Source organism: Peptacetobacter sp. AB845 (assembly GCF_047528295.1).
Taxonomy (GTDB): domain Bacteria; phylum Bacillota; class Clostridia; order Peptostreptococcales; family Peptostreptococcaceae; genus Peptacetobacter.
This window is the reverse complement of record NZ_CP180001.1, coordinates 1,810,119-1,825,674: the sequence shown is the minus strand read 5'-3', so window position 1 is coordinate 1,825,674 and position 15,556 is coordinate 1,810,119. Positions and strand designations below refer to the sequence as shown.

The following is a 15,556-nucleotide window of genomic DNA, read 5'->3' as shown; positions in this document are numbered from 1 at the left end:
ACATAATTTCCTCATCTTTTAAAATTTTAGCAAGTGAATCAAAATCACTGTGTGTTATCTCTCTAAAATATAAGTTTTCTGATTCGAAAATTATTTTAAACATATATATCACATCCAATTTATTTTGTTTAATTTATTATACTATGAAAATAGTATTCACAAAAGAATTAATATCAAAAAATACAAAATTGTAATATATTTAGAAATAATTTATCAACTTCTCTAAAATGGCTAAAAAGTGTATAAAAATAGAAGTTACCATAATATAATTACAATAACTTCTATAAAATTTAAATTTATAATAATATAAATTCATGCGATAATATACATTTTAAACTAATATACATTCATAAAAACTAAAGAGCAGCACGTTCGCATTTATTATTGTCAAATTCTCTCATTTTTTCAATCATTGATTCTCTGATTTCTTCTCCAAGCTCTACAGTTTTGTATCTTGGGTTTTCTAGATGTTTATAAACAGGATCTAAAAATTCAACTTCAACATCCTTAGAGTTAATTTTTCCAACAGGCTGATATCCTTCATAAGTCCCTTTTGAATTTTTTATAACCATTGGAACAATAGGGCATTTTGCTTTGTATGCGATTTTTAATGCTCCAGATCTAAAGTCTGATATATATGCGTTATCATCCTTTACCCAAGTTAAATCGCCTTCTGGGAAAATAGCCATAGAGTGATTATTTTTTATATTGTCTGCAGCCTGATTTATAGCTTTCATACCTTCACGATTATTTTTTCTGTTGATAAAAACACATTTTGAAAGCTCAATCCACTTGCTTGCAATAGGAATCTTTCTCCAAACTGGCTCATCTGCAATTACACAACCAATCCCTCTATCAACACTTTCTACTAAAATATAGCTATCAAGCATACTTGAATGATTAATTACAAAAAGAACTGGCTCTTTTGGAATTCTCTCCCTACCGATTACATTTACATTGATTTTGACTTTTCTTAACGATTTATTAGCTAATTTTTTTAGAAAAGCGAACTTCTCATTTGAAGTGTATTTGTCTGGATTCCTTCTAAACTTATTTAGCTGCGGAATTGATGAGATAAATCCAAAAATCTGCATAATCCGGAATTTTATATAGTTAAACAAGAAAAACATCTCCTTACGTTCTAAATTTTGCAAAGAATATTTTAGCATAAAACGAAATTAAAGTCTATAAAATGAAATAAAAGTAAAAGAAGTATAAATTTAAAAGATTATAAAAACTCAAAAGAATTTGTTATAATAAAAATATACAAATTAAAACAGTAGGGGGAGATATTTTTGAATGATAAAGAACAAAAATTAGCTGCTAAAAAATTTGCTGAAGATTGGGAAGGTAAAGGTTATGAAAAAGGAGATAGTCAGAAGTTTTGGTTAGCTCTTTTAAATAGGGTTTATGGAATAGCAGAACCTGACAAATATATAAGTTTTGAAGACAAAATAAAATTAGATAATACAAGCTTTATTGATGGATATATCCCTTCAAAACAAATATTAATAGAGCAGAAGAGTTTAGGAAAGAGTTTAAAAACAGCTATTCTTCAATCAGATGGAACAAAATTAACTCCTTTCCAACAGGCTAAGAGATACTCTGCTAATTTACCATTTTCTAAAAGACCTCGTTGGATAATAACATGTAACTTTGAAAGTTTTTTGGTGTATGATATGGAAAATCCTAATTCTGAACCAGAAGAAATACTTTTAAAAGATTTAGAAACAGATTATTATAGATTGAATATTTTAGTAGATGATGAGAATCCTCATCTTAAAAAAGAATTAGAAGTATCTATTAAAGCTGGTGATTTAGTAGGTGTATTATATGAAAAAATATTAGAACAGTATAATAAAATAAGTATGAAAGAAAATTCTCCAGATGAAGAAAGTATTTTAAAAAGTTTAAATGTACTTTGTGTTAGATTAGTATTTTGCTTGTATGCAGAGGATGCAGGATTATTTGGTAAGAAAAGTATGTTCCATGATTATTTAGAACAGTTCGATGCAAAAAACTTGCGTGGAGCAATTATAAAACTATTTAAGATACTAAATCAAAAGAAAGAAGATAGAGATCCTTATGAAGATGAAAGATTATTGGCGTTTCCTTATGTAAATGGTGGGCTTTTTGCTGACGATAGCATAATAATTCCTCAGTTTACAGATGAAATAAGAACATTGCTTTTAGAAAATGCCAGTGATGATTTTGACTGGAGCCAGATAAGTCCGACTATATTTGGTGCAGTATTTGAAAGTACATTGAACCCTGAAACTAGAAGAAGTGGTGGAATGCACTATACTTCAATAGAAAATATACATAAGGTGATAGATCCGTTATTTTTAGATGATTTGAAGTATGAGTTACTTGACATAAAAGAGGAAGCAGTAGTAAGAACTAAAAATAGTAAGCTTGAAAATCTACATAATAAATTAGCAAAACTTAAATTTTTAGATCCAGCTTGTGGTTCAGGAAACTTCCTAACAGAAACATATTTATCTATCAGAAGATTAGAAAATGAGATAATAAAGATGAAGATAGATATAAATTCTAAGAAGGGCGATAGTAATCAGATAAGATTAGTAGATTCTATTGAAGGGCTTGAAAATCCTATAAGGGTGTCAATATCACAGTTTAGTGGTATAGAGATTAATGATTTTGCTGTTACTGTTGCAAAAACTGCTCTTTGGATAGCTGAGTCACAGATGATGGATGAAACGTCTGAAATACTACACATGCCAATAGATTTTTTACCTCTTAAATCTTATGCGAATATTGTTGAGGGAAATGCTCTTAGAATTGATTGGAATGACGTTGTTGGCAAAAGTGAGCTTGATTATATAATGGGGAATCCACCATTTTATGGTGCAAGGCTTATGAATAAAGAACAAAAATCAGATATGGAAAACATATTTAGTAAATTAAAAGGTGTTGGGAATTTGGACTATGTAACTGCATGGTATAAAAAAGCAGCACAGTATATAAATAAAACTGATATAAGGGTAGCATTTGTTTCTACAAATTCAATAGCTCAGGGAGAACAGGTTGGTATACTTTGGAAAAATTTAATGGAAGTAGATGGGATTCATATAGATTTTTGTTATAGAACATTTATATGGAATAGTGAGGCGAGTATAAAGGCAAAAGTACATTGTGTGATAGTTGGATTTAGCAAGAGTCCTTCTACTAATAATAGGATAATATATCATAATAATTCTCAATTAAGTATAGCGGAAAATATTAATGGATATTTAATAGATGCACCAAGTATTTTTATAGAGAGCAGAAAGAAACCTATTGATAATGTTCCAGAAATAGGAATTGGAAATCAACCTATAGATGACGGAAATTATTTATTTGAAGAAGAAGAGATGGATGAGTTTATAAAAAGCGAGCCAAATTCAAAAAAATATTTTAGAAAATGGTATGGTGCAAGAGAATTTATAAATAGAAAACCTAGATATGGTTTATACTTAGGAGAATGTAGCCCATCAGAGTTAAAGAAAATGCCTAAAGTTATGGAAAGAGTAAAAAATGTGAAGGAGTTTAGATTAAGAAGTTCAAGAAAAAGTACTTTAAAATTAGCTGAAACACCTACAAAATATCAAACTGAAAATATACCAAAGGATGATTTTATGGTTATACCTAGAGTTTCATCAGAAAGAAGGAGATATATTCCTATAGGATTTTTAGATAAAAATTCATTAGCATCAGATGCGATACATGTAGTTCAAAATGCTAAAATTTACCATTTTGGAATACTTACATCCAATGTACACATGGCTTGGATGAGAACCGTATGTGGAAGACTAAAAAGTGACTATAGATACTCAAAAGACATAGTATACAACAACTTCCCATGGCCAGAAGTGTCAGAAAAAGACAAATCTAAAATAGAAGAAACAGCACAGGCGATTTTAGATGCTAGAGAACTTTATCCAGATTCTTCTTTAGCAGATTTATACGACGAAACACTTATGCCAGCAGAACTTTTAAAAGCACACAGAGCAAATGATCGTGCAGTTATGAATGCGTACGGATTCACTAAAAAAGGTATGACAGAATCAGAGTGTGTATCAGAGCTTATGAAACTATATGTAAAAAAATTAGAAGAAATAGAAAAAAATAAATAGAAAACATATGTAAATATAAATTTTATAAAAAATAAGATATTAATCTGAATCTAAAAAAACAGTTTAGTATCTTATTTTTTTATGCGTAAAATTTTGATTTCACAAAACAAAGTAAAAAAAATAAAATATTGTTTTCCAAAAGAAAAAATAAAGTGTCATCTGAAAGAAGACATATGACACCTAACAATGATAGATTGTTCTTATAAACATTATAAAGAAAGTTAGGGGTAATGATAATATGAAAACGATGATAGAAAATGAATTTGTATTTAGAGCAGGACCAAAGATGGCAGCTGTTTTAGGAGTTAATGAAGCTCTTGTTTTGGGTATGGTTGACTACTGGATAAATAAAAACAAAGAAAATAATATAAATTACAAAAATGGTAGATATTGGACATTTAACAGTATAAAAAAATGGCGTGAGAGATATTTCTATTTTTGGAGCGAGAGGACAGTTAAGAGGATTTTTGAATCATTAGAGGATAAGGGGATTTTGATAGTAGGCAATTTTAATAAAGTAAGTTTTGATAGAACGAAATGGTACAGTATAGATTACGATAAATTTAATGAAATCGTTGCTGAAAAGAGCGAGTTATTTAATAAATATGATATGGAAAATATAGAAGAAAATATTAAAAATGATGAGTCAGGGTGTCCTGATGCATATTGTCAAGACGGTGAGATGCAATATGACAGACTGTCATCTTGCAATGTGACAACTTGTCATAATGAAAAAGGACAGTCTGTCATAACCAATACCAACAATAACACAAATAAAACTACATTTATTACACAACAACCAAGGCAGAGGGTGGTTGCTATAGAAACAAAAGGTATGTTAAAAAAATTTTTAGGACACTCATATACAGATAGTTATGCTAGTAGGGTTATTGATGTTTTGATGAGCAAGGAGAAAGGTTGTGATTATTTGAGTGAGAAGATAGAGCTTACTAAAAATAGTAATGTATATAATAAGTGTGCGTTTTTAATGGCTGCGTTACAATCTGATTATAAGAGTATCAACGATAGCACTAAAAGAGATAATTATGGTGCTGGAAAAAATAGGAACAAGTTTATCAATTTTGATCAGACAGTGTATAAATATAGCAAAGAGGAGCTTGATGAGATGATAAGAAAAAAGAATCAGTTTTAGATATTTTATTTTAAAATTTAATAAAAATTTGTGATGGTGGCTTTTTATGTTAATTAAATTAAATTCCTTCTAAAAAATATAAATTTAACAGAAGATAACATTTTCTTAAAGTAATCAAATATTCTGAACATAGATATAACATAGTTAGCATAGTTATAGCCTAAATATAGTCTATTTTTAATAAATTTAACATTTTCTTAACAACTTAACACACACTTAACTACTACTTAACTTTTTCTTAATTCTTTTAAATTTGTAATTTGTTATTATAAATATGTTGATTGGTGAGGGAACCAAAAGAAAACAAAAAAAAATAATAATATATAATCTATTTTCAAGGAGGAAGAAATGCAGACAGCAATCACTTTATTAGGCGGCTTAGGAATGTTCCTATACGGTATGACAGTAATGGGAGAGGGACTTCAGAAAGCTGCAGGAAGCAAATTAAAAAAAATAATAGAAATGCTTACAAGTAATGTTGTAATGGGAGTACTTGTAGGGACAGTAGTAACAGGAATCATACAGAGTTCAAGTGCAACTACAGTTATGGTAGTTGGTTTCGTTAATGCAGGGATAATGTCATTATCTCAGGCAATAGGTGTTATAATGGGTGCTAACATAGGTACAACTGTAACAGCTCAGTTAGTATCATTCAGTTTAGAGGATGTTGCTCCAATAGCACTAGGTATTGGTATTATATTCTACATGTTTACATCTAAAGAAAAAACAAAACAGGTAGCAGAAATACTTATAGGTTTTGGTCTTTTATTTACAGGTATGGAATTCATGAAAGAAGCAGTTGAACCATTATCAGAGCTAGCAAGCTTCAGAAATGCATTATTATTCTTAAGTAAAAATCCAATACTTGGAATATTAGCAGGATTCGCAATAACAGGTATAGTTCAGAGTTCTTCGGCATCAATGGGTATGCTTATAGCGCTTGCATCACAGGGACTTGTTCCAATAACAGCAGCACTACCTATACTTTATGGGGATAATATAGGTACTTGTGTAACTTCACTTATATCAAGTTTAGGAGCTAGTAGAAATGCAAAAAGAGCTGCGGTAATGCACTTATCATTCAACGTAATAGGTACATTATTATTCATGCTACTTCTTAATAAACCTATAGTTGCAGTAGTTCAGTATCTAGATCCAGCAAACACAGCTAGACAGATAGCAAATGCACATACACTATTCAACCTTATAAATGTTATGATACTATTACCTTTCTCTAAATACATAGTTAAACTAGCAGAAAGATTAGTTCCAGTTAAAGAAGAAGAAATAGAATTAGCTACAGCTAATACTACTAAATACATAGACGAAAGAATGTTTGAAACTCCATCAATAGCTCTTGGAAACACAGTTCAGGAAGTTGTAAGAATGGGTGAAAAAGCTAAGAAAGCTTATACTTATGCAATGGATGGTCTTACAAATAAAGATTCTAAGTCAATAGATAAAGCATTTAACTACGAAAAGACTGTAAATACACTACATAAGAGCATACTAAACTATTTATTAAAATTATCTAACACTAATATAAACAGTGATGAGAGAATTAAAGCCGATTTATTATTCCATGTAGTAAATGACTTAGAAAGAATCTCAGACCATGCTGAAAACATAGCAGAAATAGACAAATTAGCTTTAGATGGTGAAACTAAATTCTCTGATATAGCTAAGAAAGAGATAGACGAAATATCAGATTTACTATTAAAGAATATAAATTCAGCTATAGAATATATAGATACTAAAAATCATGATTTATATGATGAAATAGAAAAAACTGAGGAAGAAGTTAATATGTTAGTTAAACAGTACAGAAATGAACATATGAGAAGACTTGGGGACGGTGTTTGTACTGTAGATTCAGGAATATTATTCCTAGACTTATTAACAAACTTTGAAAGAATATCTGACCACTGCTCAAATATAGCAGAAAAATTCAATTCATTAAAAAAATAATTGAGAAATATTAGTTAGGTAAGGAAAATAGATTATATAAAAAACGGAATAGATTTAGATAGATATGAAGGGACTGTTGCATATTTTGCAGCAGTCCTTTTTATAATCTGTTATAAATTGAGGTGATTGTCTAAAAATAAACTTAAAAATTTAATGACTTTAGTGAAAAACTGTACTACAATATATATGTAAAGTAAAAAAATAATAAAAATGAATTACTTTAAAAGTAACACAATGGAGGAATGGAAAATGTCAAATTGTAGCAATTGCCCATCAAAAGGGTCATGTAATAATAAGGAACACTGTTCAATAGAAAATAACCCACAGAATAATATAGGTAAAATAATAGGTATAATGAGTGGAAAAGGTGGAGTTGGTAAATCTACTATAACTGCTCTTACTGCTAATCAGTTAGCAAAACAGGGATACTCAGTAGGTATATTAGATGCTGATATAACTGGACCAAGTATACCAAGACTTATGGGAGTTAAAGATTCTAAAGCTTTAAGTGATGGAGAAAGTATATTCCCAGTTGTAAATGCTAACGGAATAAAAGTTATGTCTATAAATCTTATGATGGACGACGAAAATGAACCAGTTATCTGGAGAGGTCCAATATTAGGTGGAGTTGTTAAACAGTTCTACACAGATGTAATATGGGGAGATTTAGATTATCTATTAATAGATATGCCTCCAGGAACAGGTGACGTAGCTTTAACAGTTATGCAGAATATACCAATAAACGGAACTGTTATGGTTTCTGTACCTCAGGATCTTGTATCTATGATAGTTTCAAAAGCTGTTAATATGGCTAAGAAAATGAACATACCTGTATACGGTGTTGTTGAAAATATGAGCTATATAGAATGTCCAGACTGTGGTAAAAAGATAAAATTATTCGAAGGTGAAGGAACAGATGGATTCCTTGAAGGCTTAGGATTAGATTTATTAGCTGAGTTACCAATGAGTAAGGAAGTTATAGATATAACTCACAATGGTGTAAATGAAACTAGTGAAAAAATAGAAAAAATAATAGATGGAGTAGTATCTAAAATAAAATAATTTTGAAATAATGGCTGTTACAATTGCTTTGTAGCAGCCTATTTTACATCCAACCACAATTATTTGCTCTCCAGGCTTCAGCGCCCCACCCATTTATGTAACACATTTCAATGATGTGGGCGCTTGCAGAATTGTCGATGCAAATTAATTTGTAGTTGGATGCAAAAATTTCGGCTGCTAAAAATGCAATTGTAAGCAGCGTTATTTGTAAAATTGTTTTAATTTTAGAATGGGATGAATTTGGAAAAGGATGTAAAATGTATAAGTGATGGTAAATTGTGGCTTTATTAAAGTACACATGTATCTTTACTTTTAAATTATTAAATTTATTTTATTTTCAGCAGGGAAAAGTTTAAGAAAGGTAGGTTTTAGTTATGGATTGTCATCATATTCCTAAGATTGAGTTGCATTGCCATTTGGATGGGAGTGTTAGACCAAAGACTATTATAGATTTAGCTAAGAAAGATGGGATTGAGCTTCCTTCTTATGATTTAGAAGAGATTGAGAAGCTTTCTATTGCTCCAATGGAGTGTAGTTCTCTTGATGAGTATTTGAAGAGGTTTAATCTTCCACTAGCTGTTATGCAAAGTGGTGAAAATATAGAAAAGATTGTGTTTGAGCTTATGGAGGACGCACTTTTTGAAAATGTGAAGTATATGGAAATTAGGTTTGCTCCGGTGCTACATACTAAAAATGGTATGAGTCAGGAAGAAGTTATTCAGAGTGCGATAAATGGGATTAAGAGAGCTGAGATGTTCTTTAATATAGAGGCGACTTTGATTCTTTGTTGCATGAAGCACCTTAGTGAAGAAGATGCTATAGAAACAATAGAAGCAGGTAAGAAATTTATCGGTAAAGGTGTGTCTGCTGTTGATTTAGCTGGTGGAGAGGAAGAAGGATTTGCTGATAAGTTTGTGAATGCTATGAAACTTGCAAAAGAATATGGATACCACATAACTGTTCATGCAGGAGAAGCAGCTTCTGCACAGAATGTTATAGATTCTATTGAAAAACTTGGTGCTGAGAGAATAGGGCATGGAGTTAGGATAGAAAATAATGAGGTAGCATATGAGTTAGTTAAGGAAAAAGGTATTATGCTTGAGCTTTGTCCGACAAGTAATGTTCAGACTAAGGCTGTAGATTCTATGAAAAATCATCCAATAAGAAGATTTTTAGACGATGGAATTAAGATTTCTGTGAATACTGACAACAGAACTGTTTCTAATACATCTATGTCTGATGAGTTTGAAGTTTGCAGAGATGTGTTTGGTTTTGGTGAGGAAGAGTTTAGAAAGGTATATGCAGATTCTGTTAATGCGTTGTTTGTTGATGATAAGAAGAAGGAGAAATTATTGAGAGTATTAAATCAATAAATAATATAATAAAATATTTATAAAAGATAAATTATTAAAAAATATATTTATATAATAAAAAATTGAACGATTTTAAGAGAAAAGGCCTCTACAAAAGTAGGGGTCTTTTTGTATATAGAGAATTGTATGTAGAGAATAATATTTTTATAGAAAGAATTAATTTTTAATACAAAATTTATAGATACTTGTTAAATTTAGTTTGAATGTTATGTGAACTAAAAATCAAATTAATACAATACTAGTTATAGTATAATTAAGTAAAAGGTGGTGTAAGAGATGAAAAAGAAATTTTTTAAGAATCTATTTGAAAAAGAAAATAATCTTCAAATGTACAGTATAAATGAATTCAATGTTTTTAGAGATATAATCTCATTTTCTAAAATGGAAGTATACAAGGAAATGAAATCTATATTAGGTGATATAAATAAAAATATAGACAGACAGATGGCTGAAAGTGTTGAAAAATATCACATTGTTATGGGACTTAAAGCTCAGACTGAAGAAATTAGCTCTCATCTAACTGGTGAAGAAGAGGAGATAGATGTTGTAATAAGTGATGCCAAAGAAGCTAATATAATAGCTAGATATTCAGAAAAAATGTTACACAAACTTTTAGAAATTGGATTCGCATCTTCTGATCGGGAATTAGAAAAAAAGGCAATGACCGTTACTTATTCAAAACGGATTATGATGAAGTTAGATAACCTAGCAAAAAAAGATCCTTCTTTTGTAGAGGAGCATTGTAGTGCTGATATTGAAGAAAGTAGAGAAAATGCAGAATTTATAGATATAGAAGAAGCAAATGAAGATAAATTTGAAAGATTTAATGAAGATAAATTTGAAAACTATAATGAAGATGAGTTAAAAAAATCTAATAATATAGAAGAATTAGGTGAAAAAGATGATTCTTATGTAGAAATTATGGAAAATTTTGATGATGAGGATTCTCATGTAGAGATAACAAATTTAGAAGAGAAAAACATGGAAGAAATACAGGAAGATTTAGAAGAAATAATTGATGGTATAGAATGTAATAGTAGTACAGAAAATGATATTACCGAGTCAAATAATGTAGCTAACGGAAATAATTGTGTAGCTGATAAAGCAGAAGATTCAGATGAAGTAGAGTTTAAAGGGGAATTAAAGATAAATATCTACGGAGAAGATGATTCTGTATCAGATAAAAACAATACATCTGAAGTAGATGAAGGAGGAATCGATATGATCGATGAAAAATATTCTAAAGAAGCATATGATTTATTTGTAAAAGGCGATGATGAAGAAGTATCTGAGGACATCAAGAAATTAGGGGAAGAAGAATACGATGTTATAATCAGAGAAACAGAGGATACTGTTTTAAGAGATAATGAGGATAAGATAAAAGTAGGTGAAGAAGCCTATGAAGAGCTTATTAAAGGAAGAAAAATAAAAGAAGTAGAAGAAGATGAGTATTAAGAAATAATTAAAAACTTGATTAAATAATTAAAAACTTGAGTAAATATTTGAGAACTTAATTAAATAATTTAGAACTTAATTAAATAATTGAGAAGTTGAATAAATATTTGAAATAAGTAAATATTTAAAATAAGAGGCTGTTACATTTTTTGTAATGGCTTCTTTTGTTATAAACTCTTTCATTATAAAATTTATAATAATTTCTAAAAAAATTATTAATTATATTGTAACGACTTTGAGTATCTTCTTTAATATGGTATTATTTAATTATGAAGCTTTCAAAGGAAAGGGGTTACACAAATGAGAAGTACAATGTTTACGATTAAAGGAATTAGAGAAATTTCTAGCGATCCAAATGTCGCACATACTCAGGCGGTTTTATTATATAAATTAGGAAAAACAGAAGCTGCTATAAAAAAATACGAAGAAGCTGCTAGTGAAGGGAATATAAAATCTCAGTATGCACTAGGAACAATTTTTGAAGATATGGGAGAATTAGAAGAAGCTGAAAGATGGTATAAAATAGCTTACAAAAGTGGAAAAGATGAAGCAGCTTTAGATATAGGTAATATAAAATTCTCAGAAGAAGATTATCAGTATGCACTTTATTGGTACGATAAAGCGGTTGAAATAGGGCTTTTAGCTGCACGGAACAATATGGGTGTTACTTATTATGTCTTAAAAAATTATGAAAAGGCTGAAGCAGTTCTTTTAGATGCGGTAGACCATGACTATGGAAAGGCTTGCTACAACCTAGGTGTGCTTTACAATATGCTAGGTAGAGAAGAAGAAGCGTTTGAAATATTTAAAAAAGGAAGCAGATATGAAGACCATGACTGTATGTATAATCTAGCTGTTTTCTATACTCAGATGGGTGAAATAAAGGAAGCGATAAATCTATACAAACAGCTTTATAAAGTTGGATACAATGAGGCTTGCTTTAATTTAGGTATGCTTATGGAAATGGAAGGCAATCTTGATGAGGCTGAGAGATATTATAAAAAAAGTGCAGATAATGGCGATATGAAATCTCAGTATAGATTAGCATATATATATGATAGAGAAGAAGATTTAGATGGTGCAATAGAATATTATGAAAGAGCTATATCTCAGGAACATATTATGTCTAAATTTAGACTTGCAAATTTATTTAATAAAGAAGGAAATATTGTAGATGCTAAGGAATTATACGAAGAAGCTAGTAATGAAGGTATAATTGAAGCGACTAATAACCTTGGTGGAATTTGCTTTGAACAGAGAGAATATAGCAGAGCAGTAGAGCTTTTTAAAGATGCTATAGATATGAAATGTAGACCTGCAATAGAAAATTTAGCTGATTTATATATGGAAACAGGTGCTGTGGATAGTGCTATAAGCTATTTTGAAAAGCTTCCAGGAAAACTTTCTTGTCAGATAAAACTAGCTAAGATTTATGATGATAGAGAAGATATAGAAGGATCAGTTACTTGGTACAAAAAAGCTGCAGAAAATGGAGATATTCCGTCAGCGTATAGATTAGCTTGTATATATGAAAATTTAGGAAATGTAAAAGGCTCAATAAAATATTTTGAACAGGCAGCTACAGCAAATCATCTAAATGCAATGGTTCATCTTGGAAGAATCTACTATTATGAAGGTATGTATGATGAAGCTAAGAATAGATTTAGAGTGCCAGCACAGGAAGGAAATACATACTGCCAGCATATGATGGGGGTTATTTCTGATATTTCTGATGAAAATATTGAAGAGGCAACTAGATGGTATGAAAAAGCTAAGCTAAATAATTGTATAGAATCTGTTGAAAATTTAGGACGGCTTTATTATAAACGGAATGATTTCAATAGAGCTGAAGAGTATTATAAAGAAGGCGTTGAAAAAGGAAGCAGAAAATGCGCGTATATGTTAGGATGCCTTTATTATAAAAAGAGCAATTTAATTTTTGAAAAGCTAGCTAAAAAGGAATTTGAGAATTCTGTAGAAATTCTTAATGATATGAAGGGGATAGATATTGCTGTTAGCGATGTTCAGCTTCCAGCGTTTGAACTATGTCCTGTTGAAGTTGTTGAAGAACCTGAATATGTTCCTGGATATATAATAAATATTAAGGAAGATTTAGAGGGAATGCTTGAAGGATTCAGGGATGATATGGTATTTGATGACGAAAACTAAATAAATTTATTGAAAAGATAGTAAAATGAAAAGGACAATATTATAACTACTATCCGCTCCAGGCTTCGACGTGTGTGCATGTAATATGTTCCGTTGTAATTAAAATACACGTCTGCAGATTGTCGCTGGAGTAGTAGTTATAAATATTGTCCTTATTTTGTTATCTTTTAATAAGTTTTATTTAGTCTTTTGTCTGATTTAAGAGCTGTATTGGCGCTTGCAGAATTGTCGATGCAAATTAATCTGTGGCTATACGCAAAATTTTAGTCTGCTAAGAAATACAGTTGCGGTTATACCTAGTATTTCGTTTTGATGCTAGATAAGAGTTTGTAAAATAATAAAAGCCAAGAGGATTAAGAGATAAATTAATCTTCTTGGCTTTTTATTATTTAAGTTTAACAAATTTGAATTATTAAATTCGATATATCATATCACCCATATTCCATATTCTCATGATTGCAAAAAGTGGGTCATTTTCCTCTTGCCAAATGTATCCCTGAAATGTTGTGTCATATCCACAATATCCCTCTGTAATGATTTCAAATTCTGCATTAGGGTATTGTTCTTTAAATTCATCAAAAGACAATTCTTTGCCAGAAAAAGATTTTACTCCATCATAGCCATAAGGAGTGTTAAATATCATAATATCGCACGCATCTTTATCAATATTTGTGAATTCAATTATTCCATTATGACATTTTTCTTCATTATCAATATATTGAAATATCGGATTCATCTTTAAAGATAGTTTGTTTTCATCAATTAGAATATCTACTATCCTGCTATCGTGTAAGCTAAAAGGAATATTACTTTCTCTGTCTCTGATATAATCCATAATCTTTTGCCTCCAAATTTGAATTTTTTCTTATTATAACATGTATCACATCACAAATATATTAGAAAGGTATAAAATTTATAACAAATTTATTTTCATTATAAAAAATAGCCTGCAAGCAGTACTTATGCAAGCAGACTTTATCTATAATATCCAAGAATAATAAAATAAACTGAGGACAAGAGAAATATCTGCTCAAAAGCGACAATACTGCAAGTGCCCCACAACTGCTAAATGTGTTACTCTAACAGTGTGGGGCACTGAAGCCTGGAGCACAGAGCAGATATACTCTTGTCCTTGTATAATTTATATACTCATTATTAGATACGCTGTATATCCAACGTAAAGAGCAGTTAATATTGCTCCTTCAACCCTGTTTATATCTTTTCTTGCAACAGTAAACACATAACCAAGAACTGTTACACCTATCATAAATAAACAGTCAACAAACAGCTTAGGATCTATTGCTATTGGAGAAATTGCAGCAGATGCACCTAAAACAAATAATATATTAAACATATTTGATCCAATTACATTTCCTAAAGCTATATCACTTTCACCTTTAGTTGCAGCTATTATAGAAGTAACTAATTCTGGTAGAGAAGTACCGATAGCAACTATTGTAAGCCCTATAAGCTGATCACTTACACCAAAGCTCTTTGCTATTCCTGTTGCAGCATTTACAACAACCTGTCCACCTAGAACTATTGCTACTATACCACCTATTGAGAATATTATAGCTTTTGAAATAGGCATAGTTTCAACAGGAGCGTCTATTTCTACAGTTATTTTATCATTTGGATTAGCTTTTTGAGCTTCTAAAGCTTGATTTCTAGAATTTAATGCTGTCATTATTAATGAATACATAAAAACAGCAAAGAACATTAAAAGAACTAAACCATCGCCTCTACTAAGCTGGTTTACAGAAGTTCCTCCAAAGAATTGATCTCCAATTATTACAAATGTAAGAATAGAGATTAATATTAAAAATGGAAATTCTTTGATTCTAACGCTTTTTTCTACCATTAATGGTTTTATCATAGCAGATACACCTACAACCATAAGAAGGTTGAATATATTAGAACCAATTACATTCCCCATAGCCATCCCATTTTGACCACTTAGAGCAGCTGTAATACTTACTGCAGCTTCTGGTGCACTAGTACCAAAAGCGACGATTGTAAGCCCTATTATCAATGAAGGAATCTTCAAAGATTCTGCAATACTTGAAGCACCTTCTACAAAATAGTCGGCACCCTTTACAAGAAGAACAAATCCGACTACAAGTAAGATATAATTCATATTAAGTTTCCCCCTAAAAAATTTTTGAATAACCAGATAGATAAAATTCTATGGTTAGCCATAAAATTAAAAGTCTGTTTCATAAGTATTCTAAATATATTTT

Annotated in this window: 10 protein-coding genes; 7 read left to right on the top strand and 3 right to left on the bottom strand. The window is 30.2% G+C overall.

Features of this window, described 5'->3' with window-relative positions; translation table 11 throughout:
- Positions 1–356: 356 nt before the first annotated feature.
- A complete protein-coding gene (locus ACK2WO_RS08485; RefSeq protein WP_414697456.1) occupies positions 357–1,121 on the bottom strand; it encodes a lysophospholipid acyltransferase family protein in 765 nt (254 codons plus the stop codon).
- A 174-nt stretch (positions 1,122–1,295) separates the two neighbouring features.
- On the opposite strand from ACK2WO_RS08485, the gene ACK2WO_RS08480 reads away from it, so the two are divergent.
- The 7 genes from ACK2WO_RS08480 (at position 1,296) to ACK2WO_RS08450 (ending at position 13,316) form a co-directional block, all read left to right on the top strand.
- A complete protein-coding gene (locus ACK2WO_RS08480; protein ID WP_414697455.1) occupies positions 1,296–4,136 on the top strand; it encodes a DNA methyltransferase in 2,841 nt (946 codons plus the stop codon).
- Positions 4,137–4,374: 238 nt separating this feature from the next.
- Complete coding sequence (locus ACK2WO_RS08475; protein WP_414697454.1) at positions 4,375–5,289, top strand: hypothetical protein; 915 nt, start codon at positions 4,375–4,377, stop codon at positions 5,287–5,289.
- A gap of 348 nt (positions 5,290–5,637) precedes the next feature.
- Entirely contained in the window at positions 5,638–7,257 is a 1,620-nt protein-coding gene (locus ACK2WO_RS08470; RefSeq protein ID WP_414697453.1) for a Na/Pi cotransporter family protein, read from the top strand.
- A gap of 249 nt (positions 7,258–7,506) precedes the next feature.
- Positions 7,507–8,319, top strand: coding sequence for a P-loop NTPase (locus ACK2WO_RS08465; protein ID WP_178412594.1), 813 nt, complete (start codon positions 7,507–7,509; stop codon positions 8,317–8,319).
- Positions 8,320–8,693: 374 nt separating this feature from the next.
- Positions 8,694–9,692, top strand: a complete 999-nt coding sequence (gene add, locus ACK2WO_RS08460; RefSeq protein WP_414697452.1) for an adenosine deaminase — start codon at positions 8,694–8,696, stop codon at positions 9,690–9,692.
- Between the two features lie 276 nt (positions 9,693–9,968).
- Complete coding sequence (locus ACK2WO_RS08455; RefSeq protein WP_414697451.1) at positions 9,969–11,147, top strand: hypothetical protein; 1,179 nt, start codon at positions 9,969–9,971, stop codon at positions 11,145–11,147.
- Between the two features lie 300 nt (positions 11,148–11,447).
- Positions 11,448–13,316 carry a tetratricopeptide repeat protein gene (locus ACK2WO_RS08450; protein WP_414697450.1) on the top strand — a complete coding sequence of 623 codons (1,869 nt, stop codon included), beginning with the start codon at positions 11,448–11,450 and terminating at the stop codon, positions 13,314–13,316.
- A gap of 412 nt (positions 13,317–13,728) precedes the next feature.
- On the opposite strand, the gene ACK2WO_RS08445 is transcribed toward ACK2WO_RS08450, so the two are convergent.
- Positions 13,729–14,151 (bottom strand): hypothetical protein, encoded by a 423-nt coding sequence (locus ACK2WO_RS08445; RefSeq protein ID WP_414697449.1) that lies wholly within the window; start codon positions 14,149–14,151, stop codon positions 13,729–13,731.
- Positions 14,152–14,457: 306 nt separating this feature from the next.
- Positions 14,458–15,453, bottom strand: a complete 996-nt coding sequence (locus ACK2WO_RS08440) for a calcium/sodium antiporter (RefSeq protein ID WP_414697448.1) — start codon at positions 15,451–15,453, stop codon at positions 14,458–14,460.
- Between the last annotated feature and the right edge of the window lie 103 nt (positions 15,454–15,556).

Coding starts and splice junctions, on each gene's coding strand:
- ACK2WO_RS08475 (WP_414697454.1), top strand. CDS start 4,375: ATGAAAACGATGATAGAAAATGAATTTGTATTTAGAGCAGGACCAAAG.
- ACK2WO_RS08470 (WP_414697453.1), top strand. CDS start 5,638: ATGCAGACAGCAATCACTTTATTAGGCGGCTTAGGAATGTTCCTATAC.
- ACK2WO_RS08465 (WP_178412594.1), top strand. CDS start 7,507: ATGTCAAATTGTAGCAATTGCCCATCAAAAGGGTCATGTAATAATAAG.
- add (WP_414697452.1), top strand. CDS start 8,694: ATGGATTGTCATCATATTCCTAAGATTGAGTTGCATTGCCATTTGGAT.
- ACK2WO_RS08455 (WP_414697451.1), top strand. CDS start 9,969: ATGAAAAAGAAATTTTTTAAGAATCTATTTGAAAAAGAAAATAATCTT.
- ACK2WO_RS08450 (WP_414697450.1), top strand. CDS start 11,448: ATGAGAAGTACAATGTTTACGATTAAAGGAATTAGAGAAATTTCTAGC.
- ACK2WO_RS08445 (WP_414697449.1), bottom strand. CDS start 14,151: ATGGATTATATCAGAGACAGAGAAAGTAATATTCCTTTTAGCTTACAC.
- ACK2WO_RS08440 (WP_414697448.1), bottom strand. CDS start 15,453: ATGAATTATATCTTACTTGTAGTCGGATTTGTTCTTCTTGTAAAGGGT.